This is a genomic window from Candidatus Fusobacterium pullicola, assembly GCA_018883725.1.
In the GTDB taxonomy this organism is placed as follows: domain Bacteria; phylum Fusobacteriota; class Fusobacteriia; order Fusobacteriales; family Fusobacteriaceae; genus Fusobacterium_A; species Fusobacterium_A pullicola.
The window spans coordinates 1-14925 of the sequence record JAHLFN010000028.1 but is presented as its reverse complement, the minus strand read 5'-3'; the positions used below and the strand labels follow the sequence as shown (position 1 = coordinate 14925).

The following is a 14925-nucleotide window of genomic DNA, read 5'->3' as shown; positions in this document are numbered from 1 at the left end:
TGTTTAGCAAAATATATAATCAAAAAATTTTTTGAACTTGACTTTTTTGTAAAATAATAGTATTATCTTTTAGGATACTTATAAAATAAGTATCCTAATTTTTTTAAAATTATTTTGTAAAACTAAATTTTAGATATAAGAGATTTTAAGGAGGATAACTTATTATGATGTACTATATGAATGCTGGAGGTCCATTAATGTGGCTTCTTTTACTGATGTCTATTACTGCTTTAACTATTATCTTAGATAGAGCCTTTTTCTTTTTCAAAAGAGAGAGAAACCATAATAAAAACTTTGAAAGAGATGTAATTAGAGAAGTTCAAAATGGAGATATTGACAAAGCTATCTCTATATGTGATAAAGAAAAAAACTCTGTTGGATATGTAGTTAAAGGATTTTTAAGTCGTTGTGAAAAAAATAGAGATTTCCACTACTATGATCAACTTTTAAAAGAGATTGCTTTCGATGAGATTAGTGCTCTTGAAAAAAGATTACATCTATTAGGACTTATTGGTAACACTGCTACTATGGTTGGATTGCTAGGGACAGTTACTGGTATGATAAAAGCTTTTAAAAATCTAGCTACATTTGGAGCTGGAGACCCTACTATCGTCGCTGGTGGGATATCAGAAGCTCTTATTACTACTGCTAGTGGATTATTTATTGCTATTCCTACAGTATTTGCTTATAATATATTTTCTAAAAAAATAGAGAATGCTGAGGGGGATATTGATAAAATAACTACTATAATTATAAATATTTTTACAGGTAAAAAATAGGTGATACTATGGGAAGATTCAGAAAAAAAAGAGGAGTTACTCCTATGGATATGACCCCGTTTATTGATATAGTATTTTTACTTATTATATTCTTTATGGTATCAACTACTTTTGATAAATATGGAAGAATTGATATTGATCTTCCTAGTGCCAATGTTACTACAAAGTCTGAAGATAATAAAAGTATCGAGATTATCATAGATAAAAATGAGAACTATTTTATAAATATCAATGGTAAAAGTGAGCCTATTGATATAAATAATCTTCCAAATATCTTAAACGGAGTTAAGGAAGTTACAATATCTGGTGATAAAGATCTTAAATATCAGATTATCATTGATACTGTAGCAAAAGTAAAAAATTGCGGTGTAGAAAATTTAGGAATAAATTTCTATGAGTAATAGAAAAAAAGGCGAAATCAATATTATTTATTTCTTTATTATTGCTATCCTTATACATCTTGCACTATTTATAGTTAAAACTTCACAAGTTAAAGGAGATACTCCTTTAATTCAGGGTTCTCCTGGCCCAATAGGGCCAGTATCTGTTCAAGTAAGAACAATTAAAGCCCCAAAAGTTAATCCTGCTCCACTTCCACCGCAACCAAAAATTGAAGAGAGCAAACCTGAAGTAAAAGAGATACCTAAAAAAGAGATAATTAAACCAGAAGTAAAAAGTAAAATAAAAGATAAGAAGAAAAAAGAGAAAAAGAAACCAAAAGAGAATATAGAAAAGCAAATTCCTTTAAAGCAACCAATTACTCCTCCAGTAGAAAATGTAGCTAATACAGTAGATAGTGCTAATGTAGATGAAAATCTAGCTACTAACGGAAATTTTTCAATTGGAACTGATGGAGTTTGGACTGCTGGTTCATCTGAAGGAATTTACTATCAAATAGCAAAACAGATTGATCCTAGTTATCCTATTCAAGCTGAAAGAATAAAATATAGAAATAAAGTTGTTGTTTCAGCTAGATTTTTAGTTGGATTAAATGGAGAAATCGAGAAAATTGAAATCACTAAATCTCATAAAAAATTTGGTTTTGATGATGAAGTTCAAAAAGCTCTAAAACAATGGAAATTTAATCCAATATATTACAAAAATAAAAATATTAAGGTTTATTTTACTAAGGATTTCGTATTTGAACCTAAAAAGTAGAGTAATCATTTAATTATAAAATATAAAAACCCTTTAAGAATTATATCTAACTCTTAAGGGGTTTAAAATTTTTATAACTTATATATTAAAGCTCCATTTCTACCAGATATTTCTCTATCTCTTCTATAAGAATGAAACTCCTCATCGTAACTACATCTATCATTTGTTATAATATTCTCTTTTGGTATACCCAGCTCTAGTAAATTTTCATAAACAAATCTCTGATTATCAAAATAAAATTTCCCATTTATCTCTTTAAAACTTTTATCTACTATATTTGATGAAAATTTAGCTCTAAATTTCTCAAAAAAATCTCTACCTACTTCATAATTTTTTTGAGAAATTCCAATACCAAAAGCAATTTTAATATCTTTTAGTTCACAACCATATCTTTTAATCATAAGTTCTATAGCTTTTTTTCCAATCTCTTTATAGCTTCCCTGCCACCCTGAATGTACTGCTCCTATTACATCTTTTCTAGCATCATAAAAATATATTGGTAAGCAATCTGCATATTTAGTAAGAATTACAACATCATCTCTATCTGTTATAAAACCATCTGTATCTTCAAAATATAATTTTTCTAAACTATCTATTATAGCTATATTATCACTATGAGTCTGAAATCCAGAAACTAAATATTTTCCTTCTAATGAGAAATCAGATAAAATTTTCTCTTTATCTAACTCTCTAATATCTCCATAATTTTTTTTGGTATATATAGCAGCTACTCCTAAACTCTTCCATTCACTCAACTCTACATACCTATCTTTATCTAAAAACATAACTACTCCAACTCATCTCTCAATTTTAAAACTTTTTTAAGATTTCTCATTAATTTTTCAAACTCATTAAAGTATAGAGACTGCATTCCATCTGATGTTGCACACTCTGGATTCTCATGTACCTCAACCATAGCCCCATCTGCTCCAGCTATAGTTCCAGCAAGGGTTACAGGCTCAACTAAACTACGTCTTCCTGTCCCATGACTAGCATCTATAATTATAGGAAGATGAGATTTCTCCTTTAATAGAGGAATTGCATTTATATCAACTGTATTTCTTGTTATAGTTTCAAAGGTTCTTATCCCTCTTTCACAAAGTATAACTTCTCTATTTCCATAAGCAACTATATATTCTGCTGCCATAAGTAATTCTCTCATTGTAGCACTCAATCCTCTTTTCAAAAGAATTGGCTTCCCACACTTTCCTAAAGCTTTTAGAAGAGAAAAGTTTTGCATATTTCTTGCTCCAACTTGGAATATATCAGCATATTTGCTTATTAAAGGGATATCACTGGCATCCATAACTTCCGTTACTACCAACATATCATATTTATCTGCTGCCTCTCTCATATATCTTAATCCCTCTTCTCCTAGTCCTTGGAAATCATATGGAGAAGTTCTTGGCTTAAAAGCTCCCCCTCTTAGTACTTGGGCTCCAGCTTTTTTAACTCTTTCAGCTATTTCAAATATAGATTCTCTACTTTCAATAGCACATGGTCCTGCCATCATAAGGAAGTTTCCTCCCCCTATTTTTCTCCCTTTTATATCTATTACTGTATCCTCTGGTTTAAACTCTCTACTTACAAACTTATAGCTCTTTCCTATTGAAACTAACTCATCTACTCCGTCAAAGGATAATAATCTATCTAAATCAACATTTTTTTTGTCCCCAATTATTCCTATTTTATAGTAATCACACTCTTTTAAAATAATACTTCCAAGTTTATTATCTTGAAGAAAATTTAAAATCTCTTTTTTTTCTTTTTCACCTATATCTTTTTTAGTTTTTATATACATAGTGTTCTCCTAATCATTTCTTTAAATTATACAACTTTACTCCATTTTTTTAAAGTACTATCTTTTCTTTTTCTTAGGTAAAGGTAGGGGTTTTAATGGCATAACATAGGTAACTCCTGGATTCATATCCAATCTCATCTTAACACAATCTCTATTTCTTTGAAAATACTCTCTTATTTTAGTTCTTATTACAGGAGTACTATCTAAAAATTTTGAACCATACCCATGTATTACCATAATCTCTCTTCTTTCTCCTCTTTTATACAAGGAGTTATACTTTGTAATAAATACTCTAAGAGCATCATCAAAATTCATATGATGTAAATCTATCTCATTATACATGAATACGTCCTCCTAAAAAGTAAAAAAAAAAGAGTCCATTCGGACTCTTTCGATAACTTAATTACTCAGCAGATATAGCTGATACTGGACATCCTCCAGCACATGCTCCACAGTCTACACAAGCTTCTCCGATTTCAAATTTTCCATCGTCAGTTGCTGATATAGCTCCTACTGGACAAGTTCCTTCACAAGCTCCACATCCGATACAAGTATCTTTATCTATTACGTGCATTCAAATCCCTCCTAAAAGTTTTAAAAATTCTTTCTTCTAATTTACTTAAATAAAGTTTATAATATTTTTTAAATTTTGTCAAGTATAATTTAAAAAATATTAATTACTTGTTTACACTAATATTTTGATACCAAAACTTATTTTGCTGTAAATTCTTCTATCCAATTTTCTCCATTTCCTACTAATACTGGTAAATAGATAATTACGTTCTCTGTAGCTCCCAATGTTATCGTTTTCTTTATCTCATGCTCTTTTCCTGCCTTATCCTTAAAAGTTACTACTAATTCATGGGTTCTTCCTTTTACTTCTCCCATTCCTCTTCTGTTAACTCTTACTTTCTTAGCTTTCTCTCCATTTAATGAATAAGCTATATCATTTATTGCTACATACCCATCTTTAGTCTTATTTTCAAAATATACACTATGTAATCTTCCAGTAATAAAAAGTGCTATAGAGATTCCAATAACTACTATTATAAGAATTATCCAGTTTCTTACCATCTTCATTATTTATCCTCTCCTTTACTATTATTTTGTGCTATTTCTAAAGCCTTTCTTCTCTCTTCAGCTTTCTCCTTCTCTCTTCTCCATTGGTGCATTATAAGTACTAAAGCTATTATTCCATAAGATACAAATACTCTGAAATACTCTCCTATTTGTGCAGAACCAATTAACTCTTTTCCAGCTCTTGGTGCTAAAATAAACATTGCATGGAATAGTATAACTCCACTTAACGCATTTGGTATAGAGGCTTTAGCAACACTAGCCCCTCCAATAAGTAAAGCTGCTATCGAGAACATACCTATTTGCTCATGGCTGTTATAAGTATTCATCGTTCCAATATTTTGTAGGAAAATAATTTGTCCTATCGCTGCTAACATTGTAGATATAACTATAGCTATAACTCTTGTTCTATCTGCTGCAATTCCTGCTGATTTAGATACTTCTAAATCTTGTCCTATCGCTCTCATATCTTGTCCTAATTTAGTTTTTCTAAACCATACAATAAATAGGCAGAAAAGAACAACAGCTAACATAGTTAATATTGGGATTGAAAAGTTTCCAATATGTAAAACTATTCCATCATCTAAAGCTCTTCTTATATTCTTTAAATCTATAGCATTTCTTATTCCATACCCTCTAGATAAAAGAATTGATGTATCAGTTATAGGTATTACTTTTCCCATTCCATAAAGAACAATAAGTTGGTATACTCCATTGATAAAAAATCCCAATATCATAGATGTTATCATCTCTCTACCCTTAGCTCTATTTAGAACTACTCCACCTATCAGTCCCATTAATGCTCCCAATGGTAAAGATACTATAATTGCTAGAAAAAATCCTTGTAATCCTACTATTTGCCAATCTGTTATAAATATAAGAGCTAACTGTCCAGCCATAGCTCCTAAAACTATACCAAAGTTAAGTCCCATTCCAGCTATAATTGGTATTAAAAGAGATAAAACTAAAAATAGGTTTCTAGATAATCTCAAGATAATCTCCTGTATAATATACTCCATACTAAGTCCCGATATAGGAATTGAAGCTACTATTACAATTATCATAAATATAGGTACCATATTATTTATTAAAAACTTTTTTATCTTATTTTCCACTTCCAGCACCATCCTTTCTTGTTAAAGCGTATAGTATCATACCATTAGATACTATTATTCTTATTGTCTCCGACATATCTGTCTTAATAAGTCCATTTACAACACTTGGAGTCATTGTAAGTATTCCTTGGAAAAGGAATGTTCCTACTATAACATTAGCTATTGTAACCTTATTAACTGAAGCTCCACCTATAAGAATAGCAGCTATTGCTGGAAATGCCATATAAAATGGTGCTAAATATAATTGTACAAATCCAAAACTTTGTTGATATATTATTATTCCAACCGCTGATAGAACTGTTGACATAATTACTGACTGAATTCTTACTTTATCAATATTTATTCCTGTAGCTCTTGCAAACATATCATTTGTACCAACTGCTTTCATAGCATAACCACTTCTTGTTCTAAAGAATATCCATATAAAGAAAGCTAGTATTATAAAGAAAGCTATCTCTCCTACAGGTAGTAATTCACTTTTTATATGTAAAAACTTTTCAAAAGCCTTGTGCCAATAGTTTTCAACACTTATAGTTGTACGTAATCCCTCTCCACCATAAGCCCATATCATATCTGGACTCTTGAACGGAAGAATTAACCACATTATACACATCAATGCAACTGATGAGAATCCTATATATGTTGCTATCATCATCTCTCCACCTTTTACTTTATTAAGAATATGTCCATATAACCATCCAAATAAGATAGCAAAAGGAAGAGAAAAAACTATTGCTCCAAATACTCCAAGCACACCTTTTAGTCCTAATTCAATACTTATTACTGCTCCTAAAAGTCCTGCCTCTACTCCAAGTGGCATACCAAAGTTAAGTCCTGTCCCTGATTGTATCATTGGAACTAACGAAAGTACCAAGATAGCATTCATTCCAAATCTTACTAAAGTATCACCTAAAGCTGATTTTAAATTTATTCCTATGAATGGAGACACTATATACATAGATAAAAGAAATAGTGCTATTATTATTCTTGGCCACCCTGCCTCTTTTATCAATTTGTTTATACTATTCATTTCCTGCCTCCTTCTTAACTCCAACCATCATTTTACCAAACTCTAATATATCTGCTGTTGGTGGTAGTATTCCCTCTACTTTTCCTTCATTTATAATCGCTATTCTATCACATACACTTCTTAACTCTTCTATTTCTGAAGATGTGATTATAATAGTTGTTCCCTTCTCTTTATTATACTCTTTTAATGTATCAAGAACTAATTTTTTAGCTCCTACATCTATTCCTCTTGTTGGTTCTGATACAAATAAAACCTCTGGATTCATAGTAAATGCCTTTGCTAAGCATACCTTTTGTTGATTTCCTCCACTTAACTCTTGAGTCTTTTGCTTCTCTCCCATACATCTAATCTCTAATTTTTTTATATACTCTAAAGCATTCTCTTTTATAGCTTTTTCATCTGCTATATTGAAAATTCCAAAAGCTTTTTTGAAGAACATCTTCTTTATTTGCATAGCTGGATAAGCTATATTGTCCTCTATAGAACTATCCAATAATAGCCCTACTCCTTTTCTATCCTCTGATACAAAGAATAACCCTTTCTCTAATGGTTCAACTGGAGTATTTAAGTTTATCTTCTCACCTTTAAAAGTAACCTCTCCTCTAGCATCATAAAGTCCCATTATTCCATTGGCTACTCCTATTTTTCCTTGACCAGCCATTCCTCCAAGACCTAAAATCTCTCCTTTTTTAATATCTAATGAAAGATTTTTTACTCCCTCTCCTGGCATATCAACCCACAGATTTTTGATAGATATTATTGTTTCCTTTGGTTCCTCTTTAACTTTGTTATCTTGAGAAGAACCTTCCATTTTTCTACCGATCATCCACTCTGTTATCTCATTTACATTTGTATCCTTAGTTGCTACTGAGTTGATTAAAAGTCCATCTCTTAATACTACTACCTTATCACATACAGATAGTATCTCATCTAATCTATGAGTTATAAATAGTATTGCTATTCCTCTTTCAGAAAGTTTTCTCATAGTCTCTAGCAATACCTTTGCTTCCTCTTCTGTAAGTACAGCTGTTGGTTCATCTAACACCAAAAGTTTTGTATTCTCTCTTTCAATTTCACGAGCTATCTCTGTAAATTGTTTATGAGCAACAGGCATCTCACTAATTACTGTATTAGATTTTATATCTACTCCTAAATTTGAAAGAGCTCCCTTTGCACGTTCATCTATCTCTTTTTTATCTAAGGCTTTTATTCTAGAACCAAAAACTCCCTCTAAAAAACTATTTAAAGTTGACTCTCTATTCAAAACCACATTTTCAGAAGCTCTAAATCCTGGTATTAAAGAAAACTCTTGGTGTACCATTCCTATACCTACACCCAAGGCATCAAATGGAGAAGTAAAATTTACTTCTTTACCATCAAAATATATTTTTCCTCCATATCCTCCAGTTTCAGATATCACAGGCATACCAAATATACACTTCATCAGTGTTGATTTTCCTGCTCCATTTTCTCCTACTAGTCCAACTATCTCCCCAGGTTTTACATCTAAGTTTATATCTTTCAATACTATATTTTCTCCAAATGATTTAGAAAGATTTTCAATTTTTAATAATATTTCGTTCAAAACGTTTCACCCCTTAATTAAAAATGAGGGGAGAAATGTTCCCCTCACCTTATTATTTTATTTCAAAATATTTAGCTGGTACTTCCTCATCTGTCATATGTAAGTACCCTTTTCCTAAAACATAAGTATCTTGGTATAATAAATAGAAGTTTTCTTTTTCTACTCCATTTACATCAGCATAGTTACTTCCATTCCACTCTGCTCCTGGAGTAAATTTATTATATGATGTTACTATAGCATCAAAATCCACAATATCTACTCCATTCTCAATTACATTTCTTACATGATCTCCTAATGCAATTGCTGAAGCAAAGTTATATGAATATGCCCAAGTTCCCATTCTACCTGCAGCACCTTTAGCTACAACTGTATCTTCTACTTTCTTTAAAATTTTTGGCCAGTTTCCTTTTTCCTCTTCAGTAAATTTAATTCCTAAAGCTCCAGGATATCCCATTGTAGGTGATGGTAAATCTGCCTCTACAAAGTATCCACCATCTTCAGCTATTCTTTTTAATAAAGGTTCTGTATGAGCATCGTTTGTTGCAAAGAATGCTACATTTTTTCCATATTTATTTAGCCAGTTTGGAACTTGCTCTAATATATATTGTTGAGCTCCTGCTACTCCAACATCACTTACAGGATCTGGAGCTGAAACATCAATAAATTCCATTCCTAAATCTTTAGCAGCTTCTGCCATAATATTTCTTCTTCTAGATAATAATTCATAACTTAAGTGTCTTGGGAAAGAGATATGCATAAATTTATCTGCTCCCATATTTTTAGCTGCTTTAACTATTAAATATCCTCTTGCCACATTATCTGGATTTGTTACTAAATCTGATACTTCAGTTATAATCTCTGGATCTTCATGTGGTGAGTTAGCAACAAGTAATATATCTGGTCTTGCTTCTCTTATTCTTCTAAACGCTTCAACAGTTCCAGGTACAGCTTCTACTACTATGATAGCTTTCATTTTTGGATCATCTGCTAGAGCTACCATTTGTGATATAGTTGTTTCCATCTCTTGCATAAAGTTATCTGGATAAGTTACATGAGTAACCATTCCACCCTTATCAGTTGAACCATACATTTTAATTAATTCTTCAGCTCCACGTAAACTGTCTTCTGATTGTGATACAGTTCCACTTACAACTCCAATATGGTAATCAGGATTTGCTGAAAAACTAAATAATGATACTACAAACATAAAAAAAGTTAAAAGTATTTTCTTCATATTCTCCCCCTCTGTATTTAATATTTTAGACTTATAAAGACCTTGTTAAAAAGAGTACTGTTTTTTTAGTACTCGTGTCTTAAGTTTTTAAATCTATTTTCAATGATTATACACCTATATTTATCATCTGTCAATAAAAATTATAGTTTTTCTATTAATTATATATTTTTTATATGAAATAAAGTTTTATATATATATTTTTTTGAAAAAAATTTTATTTTTTTAAAAAAAATTTCATTTTTCTTTAATGTCAAATAAAAAAAGAGAGGGTTTCAACCTTTACTTACCTCAAATAAAGTAAAACACTCTCTTTTATCAAATTATTTTATTTTTTTATTTTTCTATTTATATAGTGTGTGTGAAGTAATCTATGAGCAAGTTCTCCATTTGGTTTCCCTAGATAAGTTTCATATAAATCTATTACACATGGATTTTCATGTGATTCTCTAAATTCCTTATGATAATCTATCTCCTGTAGTCCTTCTGCTCTCTTTTTAACTATATCAAAATCTCCACGGTGATAAGGTTGTCCCCCTCCACCTACACATCCACCTTTACATGCCATTACCTCAACAGCATCGAAATACTCTCTTCCAGCTTTTATCTCTTCTAATAATTTTCTAGCTGCTCCCAATCCATGAGCAACTGCAACTCTCAATTTAATTCCCTCTACTTCAATCTCTGAAGTTCTGACTTCCTCAAAGCCTCTCAAAGGAACAAAATCTAAGTTTTCTAATTTACCATGACTTATCCATTCATATAGAGTTCTTACAGCAGCTTCTAATACTCCACCTGTTCTTCCGAATATATCTGCTGCCCCTGTAGATTCTCCTAAAGGTAAATCAAACTCCCCATCTGGCATCTCTAATAAGTTAATATTATACTGTTTCAATAATCTTCCTAACTCTCTCGTAGTTATAGAGTAATCTACATCAGCAACTCCATCCCTTGTAAACTCCTCTCTTGAAGCCTCATATTTCTTAGCTGTACATGGCATTATAGAAACACAAACTAGATCTTTTTTATCAATCTCTTTTTCCTTTGCCCAAAACTCTTTAGCTATAGCTCCAAATATCTGTTGAGGAGATTTTGTTGAAGAAAGATTATCCTTAAATTCTGGATAATTAAGCTCTACAAATCTTACCCATGCTGGACAACAAGAGGTGAATAGTGGTAATTTAATATCCTTTTCTCCTTTTAAGTTTGCTAATATTCTCTCTTTTAATTCTGTAGCTTCCTCCATTATTGTAACATCAGCAGCAAAGTTAGTATCAAATACTCCATCAAATCCTAATCTTTTTAAAGCTGTTGTCAATTTTTTAGTCATATCTACTCCAGGAGCTATTCCAAACAGTTCTCCTATAGCTACTCTCACTGCAGGTGCTACTTGAACAATAACTTTCTTCTTAGGATTCATTAAGTCCTCTACCAGTCTAAATGTATTATCAGTTTCATAAAGAGCTCCAACTGGACATACAGCTACGCATTGCCCACACATAGTACAATTAGTTTCCAGTAAATTTTTATTAAAAGCAGTATTTACTATTACATCAAATCCTCTATCTACCCCTGTTAAGATACCACAAGTTTGTATCTCTCCACACATTGTCTCACATCTTCTACACATGATACACTTTGTTATATCCCTTGTAATTGAAACAGAGTGTTGTTTATCATGTTTTCCCTCTTTTCCAGCAAATCTCATCTCTCTTATCCCAAATGATATTGCTAATTTCTGTAATTCACAATTTCCATTTTTTCCACATATTAAGCAATCCTTTGGATGATCTGATAACATAAGTTCCAATACCACTCTTCTTTTATGCATTACCTCTGAAGAGTTTGTTACTACTTCCATTCCCTCTTTTATTGGCGTACTACAAGATGGAATTAATCTATTCATTCCTTTAACTTGTACTACACATATTCTACATGAAGCACAATCATTTTTATAACCTATATCCTTCATCTCCATATAACAGAGATGTGGTATATATATTCCTGCCTTTAAAGCAGCATTCAGTATAGTTGTTCCCTCTGGAGCTACTACTAATTTTCCATCTATCTTAAGTCTTATCATCTTCATATGTCTTCACCTATTCCACTATAATTTTATAATTGCATTAAATCTACAAGCTGATATACATGCACCACATCTTACACATTTTTCAGGATCTATAAAATGTTTCTCTTTTATATTTCCCTCAATAGCTTTTACAGCACAAACTCTTGTACAAGCTGTACATCCTCTACAAGCATCAGTTATAACATAAGTTACTAGTTTTTGACATGCTTTAGCAGTACATCTCTTTTCAACTACATGATCTATATATTCATTATAAAATTTATTCAATGTTGATAATACTGGATTTGCAGAAGTTTGACCTAATCCACATAATGAAGTTGCCTTTATACATTCAGATAACTCTTTTAATAAAGCTAGATCTTCTAACTTTCCTTTACCCTTTGTTATTCTATCCAATATCTCATACAATCTAGTATTTCCTATTCTACATGGAGTACATTTTCCACATGACTCATCAAGAGTAAATTCTAAGAAGAATTTTGCAACAGAAACCATACAGTCATCTTCATCCATTACAACCATTCCTCCTGACCCCATTATAGCTCCTTTACTTGCAAGACTATCAAAATCAATAGGTGTATCTAAATCCTCTTCGTTTAGACAGCCTCCTGATGGTCCTCCTGTTTGAACAGCTTTAAATTTTTTGTTATCTTTTATTCCCTCACCAATTTCAAAAATAATCTCTCTTAAGCTTATTCCCATTGGTACTTCTACTAGTCCTACATTATTTATCTTTCCAGACAGAGCAAATACCTTTGTTCCTGGGGATTTTTCAGTTCCAACCTCTCTAAACCACTCTACTCCATTTAAAATTATTCTTGGAACATTGACCAATGTCTCTACATTGTTAACGACAGTTGGCATATCCCAAAATCCTTTTTCTGCAGGATATGGAGGTTTTGAAGTTGGTTCTCCTCTTTTCCCTTCCATAGAGTGTATAAGAGCTGTTTCCTCTCCACAAACAAATGCTCCTGCTCCAAATTTTATCTCTATATCAAATTCAAAGTCTGTTCCAAAAAGATTTTTACCTAAATAACCTCTTTCTCTTGCAGACTCTATAGCCTTTTCAAGTCTTTCTATAGCTAGTGGATACTCAGCTCTTATATAAACTAATCCTTTAGTAGCTCCAATTGCATATCCAGCTATCATCATTCCCTCTATTACAGAGTGAGGATCTCCTTCAAGGATAGATCTATCCATAAAAGCTCCAGGATCTCCCTCATCAGCATTACAAACTATATATTTTTGTTCAGCATGGTTTTTAGAAGCAATCTCCCATTTTATACCTGTAGGAAATCCTCCTCCTCCACGCCCTCTAAGACCAGAATCAATAATATTTTTTATAACAAAGTCTCTTGTCATCTCACTTATTGCTTTCTTAGAAGCTTTATATCCATCATTTTTTAAAAAATCATCAATATTTTCAGGATCTATTGTTCCACAATTTTTTAAAACTCTTCTCTCCTGTTTTTGGTAAAAGTTCATTTTTTTATAATCAGTCACTGCTTTTTGACTTACAGGATCTTTATATAAAATTCTTTCAACCTTTTTATTATTTATAATATCAATTTCAATAATATCCTTAGCATCTTCTGGTTTAACTTCTATGTAAAAGTTATTTGCAGGAACTACTTTAACTATAGGTCCCTTTTCACAGAAACCAAAGCATCCTGTCAATACCACTTCAACATCATCTATATTTCTATTTTTTAACTCTTTTTCTAAATTCTCTTTAATTTCCCTACTTTTTGATGAAAGACAACCTGTACCACCACATATCAAAATCTTTTTATTCATATGTCCTCCTAAAATTACCCTTTAATTCCTACTTAACCCTTATTTCTCTATTTCTAAATCTTTATATTTTTTTATTATCTCTTTTACATTTTCTGGTTTAACTTTACCATGAACATCTTTTCCTATAAGCATTACAGGTGCCAATCCACATGCTCCAACACATCTTAAAGAATCTAATGAAAAAAGTCCATCAGAAGTTACACCACCTAATTTTATCCCTAATTCTTTCTGAAGTGCCTCTAATATCTTTTCAGCCCCTCTTACATAGCAAGCAGTTCCTGTACATACAGAGATTGGATATTTCCCCTTTGGTACCATAGAAAAGAAATTATAAAAACTTACCACTCCATAAACTTTAGAAATTGGAACCTCTATCTTTTCAGCTATAAACTCTTGAACTTCCTCTGGAATATATCCAAATATCTCCTGAGCTCTATGAAGTATTATAATTAATGAACTTTTTTTATCTTCAAATGTAGAAATATAATTTTCTAACTCTTTAAATCCAATATTATCTTTACATATCATACTATACCTCCTCATATCTTACATATTCTTTACACTAATTTTACCACTTTATTATAAAAAGTCAATATTTTTTACCTTTTTTTGAATAAAAATTAAACAAAATAGCCAAGATATATTTTATATGATTTTTCTAAGCTCTTTAATATTTTGTGATTAAAAATACGTTTTAATATGATCATTTTTTGATATTTAACTCTTTTAGTTAGCTCTGTGGTAAAAATTTATAATACAAAAAATAAAAAAAGCTTAGCGAATTCCTATCCTCCCAGGAGGCTTCCCTCCAAGTACTTTCAGCGTTTACGGACTTAACTTCCAGGTTCGGAATGTAACTGGGTGTACCCCCGTAGCTATTTTCACTAAGCATTATTAATATATATTTTAAGTTTGGCAAGTTCCTATCCTCCCAGGAGGCTTCCCTCCAAGTACTTTCAGCGTTTATGGGCTTAACTTCCAGGTTCGGAATGTAACTGGGTGTATCCCCATAGCTATTCTCACCAAACTATTATTAACTTTTTATATTTCTATTTAATGGATCACTTGAAACTATATAGTAAATTTAAGGTTAAAACTTCGACTTATTAGTATTGGTCAGCTAAAGGCCTCACAGCCCTTACACCCCCAACCTATCAACCTCCTAGGCTCGAAGGAGTCTTAAAGAATACTTATCTTGAAGTCAGTTTCCCGCTTAGATGCTTTCAGCGGTTATCTGTTCCAAACGTGACTACCCAGCTGTGC

At 31.5% G+C, this 14925-nt stretch carries 15 protein-coding genes and 3 rRNA genes; 3 read left to right on the top strand and 15 right to left on the bottom strand.

Annotation, left to right across the window (positions count from 1 at the left end):
- Nucleotides 1-164 precede the first annotated feature (164 nt).
- Genes IAA47_03570 through IAA47_03560 form a run of 3 tightly spaced genes read left to right on the top strand, consistent with a single transcriptional unit; the run spans nucleotide 165 to nucleotide 1937 of the window.
- Complete coding sequence (locus IAA47_03570) at nucleotides 165-779, top strand: MotA/TolQ/ExbB proton channel family protein (protein ID MBU3842050.1); 615 nt, start codon at nucleotides 165-167, stop codon at nucleotides 777-779.
- 8 nt (nucleotides 780-787) lie between these two features.
- The gene (locus IAA47_03565) at nucleotides 788-1180 is read left to right on the top strand and encodes a biopolymer transporter ExbD (protein MBU3842049.1); all 393 of its coding nucleotides are present in this window, start codon (nucleotides 788-790) and stop codon (nucleotides 1178-1180) included.
- The gene (locus IAA47_03560) at nucleotides 1173-1937 is read left to right on the top strand and encodes a TonB family protein (protein ID MBU3842048.1); all 765 of its coding nucleotides are present in this window, start codon (nucleotides 1173-1175) and stop codon (nucleotides 1935-1937) included. The genes IAA47_03565 and IAA47_03560 overlap by 8 nt, the downstream gene beginning before the upstream one ends.
- A gap of 71 nt (nucleotides 1938-2008) precedes the next feature.
- Here IAA47_03560 and pgeF read toward each other — a convergent pair whose 3' ends face one another.
- The 15 genes from pgeF to IAA47_03485 all read right to left on the bottom strand — a co-directional run.
- The gene (gene pgeF / locus IAA47_03555) at nucleotides 2009-2722 is read right to left on the bottom strand and encodes a peptidoglycan editing factor PgeF (GenBank protein ID MBU3842047.1); all 714 of its coding nucleotides are present in this window, start codon (nucleotides 2720-2722) and stop codon (nucleotides 2009-2011) included.
- A 2-nt stretch (nucleotides 2723-2724) separates the two neighbouring features.
- Nucleotides 2725-3738: a 3-deoxy-7-phosphoheptulonate synthase gene (aroF, locus tag IAA47_03550; protein ID MBU3842046.1), complete on the bottom strand. Its 1014-nt coding sequence runs from the start codon at nucleotides 3736-3738 to the stop codon at nucleotides 2725-2727.
- 57 nt (nucleotides 3739-3795) lie between these two features.
- Nucleotides 3796-4080 carry a Smr/MutS family protein gene (locus IAA47_03545; protein ID MBU3842045.1) on the bottom strand — a complete coding sequence of 95 codons (285 nt, stop codon included), beginning with the start codon at nucleotides 4078-4080 and terminating at the stop codon, nucleotides 3796-3798.
- Between the two features lie 61 nt (nucleotides 4081-4141).
- Nucleotides 4142-4312: a 4Fe-4S binding protein gene (locus tag IAA47_03540; GenBank protein ID MBU3842044.1), complete on the bottom strand. Its 171-nt coding sequence runs from the start codon at nucleotides 4310-4312 to the stop codon at nucleotides 4142-4144.
- Nucleotides 4313-4449: 137 nt separating this feature from the next.
- Complete coding sequence (locus tag IAA47_03535) at nucleotides 4450-4818, bottom strand: hypothetical protein (protein MBU3842043.1); 369 nt, start codon at nucleotides 4816-4818, stop codon at nucleotides 4450-4452.
- A complete protein-coding gene (locus IAA47_03530) occupies nucleotides 4818-5942 on the bottom strand; it encodes an ABC transporter permease (GenBank protein ID MBU3842042.1) in 1125 nt (374 codons plus the stop codon). Before IAA47_03530 ends, IAA47_03535 begins: the two co-directional genes overlap by 1 nt.
- Nucleotides 5920-6942, bottom strand: a complete 1023-nt coding sequence (locus IAA47_03525) for an ABC transporter permease (protein MBU3842041.1) — start codon at nucleotides 6940-6942, stop codon at nucleotides 5920-5922. The genes IAA47_03530 and IAA47_03525 overlap by 23 nt, the downstream gene beginning before the upstream one ends.
- 10 nt (nucleotides 6943-6952) lie before the next feature.
- On the bottom strand, nucleotides 6953-8545 hold the full coding sequence (locus tag IAA47_03520; GenBank protein ID MBU3842040.1) for a sugar ABC transporter ATP-binding protein: 1593 nt from the start codon (nucleotides 8543-8545) through the stop codon (nucleotides 6953-6955).
- Nucleotides 8546-8597: 52 nt separating this feature from the next.
- Nucleotides 8598-9779: a DUF3798 domain-containing protein gene (locus tag IAA47_03515; GenBank protein ID MBU3842039.1), complete on the bottom strand. Its 1182-nt coding sequence runs from the start codon at nucleotides 9777-9779 to the stop codon at nucleotides 8598-8600.
- Nucleotides 9780-10104: 325 nt separating this feature from the next.
- On the bottom strand, nucleotides 10105-11865 hold the full coding sequence (locus IAA47_03510) for a [FeFe] hydrogenase, group A (GenBank protein MBU3842038.1): 1761 nt from the start codon (nucleotides 11863-11865) through the stop codon (nucleotides 10105-10107).
- 18 nt (nucleotides 11866-11883) lie between these two features.
- Complete coding sequence (locus tag IAA47_03505; GenBank protein MBU3842037.1) at nucleotides 11884-13662, bottom strand: NADH-quinone oxidoreductase subunit NuoF; 1779 nt, start codon at nucleotides 13660-13662, stop codon at nucleotides 11884-11886.
- 39 nt (nucleotides 13663-13701) lie between these two features.
- Nucleotides 13702-14190, bottom strand: coding sequence for an NAD(P)H-dependent oxidoreductase subunit E (locus tag IAA47_03500; protein MBU3842036.1), 489 nt, complete (start codon nucleotides 14188-14190; stop codon nucleotides 13702-13704).
- Nucleotides 14191-14434: 244 nt separating this feature from the next.
- Nucleotides 14435-14551, bottom strand: a 5S ribosomal RNA gene (gene rrf, locus IAA47_03495).
- A gap of 21 nt (nucleotides 14552-14572) precedes the next feature.
- Nucleotides 14573-14689: ribosomal RNA gene (gene rrf / locus IAA47_03490) — 5S ribosomal RNA — on the bottom strand.
- 59 nt (nucleotides 14690-14748) lie between these two features.
- Nucleotides 14749-14925: ribosomal RNA gene (locus IAA47_03485) — 23S ribosomal RNA — on the bottom strand; the annotation flags it as partial.

Coding starts and splice junctions, on each gene's coding strand:
- IAA47_03570 (MBU3842050.1), top strand. CDS start 165: ATGATGTACTATATGAATGCTGGAGGTCCATTAATGTGGCTTCTTTTA.
- IAA47_03515 (MBU3842039.1), bottom strand. CDS start 9,779: ATGAAGAAAATACTTTTAACTTTTTTTATGTTTGTAGTATCATTATTT.
- IAA47_03530 (MBU3842042.1), bottom strand. CDS start 5,942: ATGGTGCTGGAAGTGGAAAATAAGATAAAAAAGTTTTTAATAAATAAT.
- IAA47_03560 (MBU3842048.1), top strand. CDS start 1,173: ATGAGTAATAGAAAAAAAGGCGAAATCAATATTATTTATTTCTTTATT.
- IAA47_03510 (MBU3842038.1), bottom strand. CDS start 11,865: ATGAAGATGATAAGACTTAAGATAGATGGAAAATTAGTAGTAGCTCCA.
- IAA47_03540 (MBU3842044.1), bottom strand. CDS start 4,312: ATGCACGTAATAGATAAAGATACTTGTATCGGATGTGGAGCTTGTGAA.
- IAA47_03535 (MBU3842043.1), bottom strand. CDS start 4,818: ATGAAGATGGTAAGAAACTGGATAATTCTTATAATAGTAGTTATTGGA.
- pgeF (MBU3842047.1), bottom strand. CDS start 2,722: ATGTTTTTAGATAAAGATAGGTATGTAGAGTTGAGTGAATGGAAGAGT.
- IAA47_03565 (MBU3842049.1), top strand. CDS start 788: ATGGGAAGATTCAGAAAAAAAAGAGGAGTTACTCCTATGGATATGACC.
- IAA47_03500 (MBU3842036.1), bottom strand. CDS start 14,190: ATGATATGTAAAGATAATATTGGATTTAAAGAGTTAGAAAATTATATT.
- aroF (MBU3842046.1), bottom strand. CDS start 3,738: ATGTATATAAAAACTAAAAAAGATATAGGTGAAAAAGAAAAAAAAGAG.
- IAA47_03545 (MBU3842045.1), bottom strand. CDS start 4,080: ATGTATAATGAGATAGATTTACATCATATGAATTTTGATGATGCTCTT.
- IAA47_03505 (MBU3842037.1), bottom strand. CDS start 13,662: ATGAATAAAAAGATTTTGATATGTGGTGGTACAGGTTGTCTTTCATCA.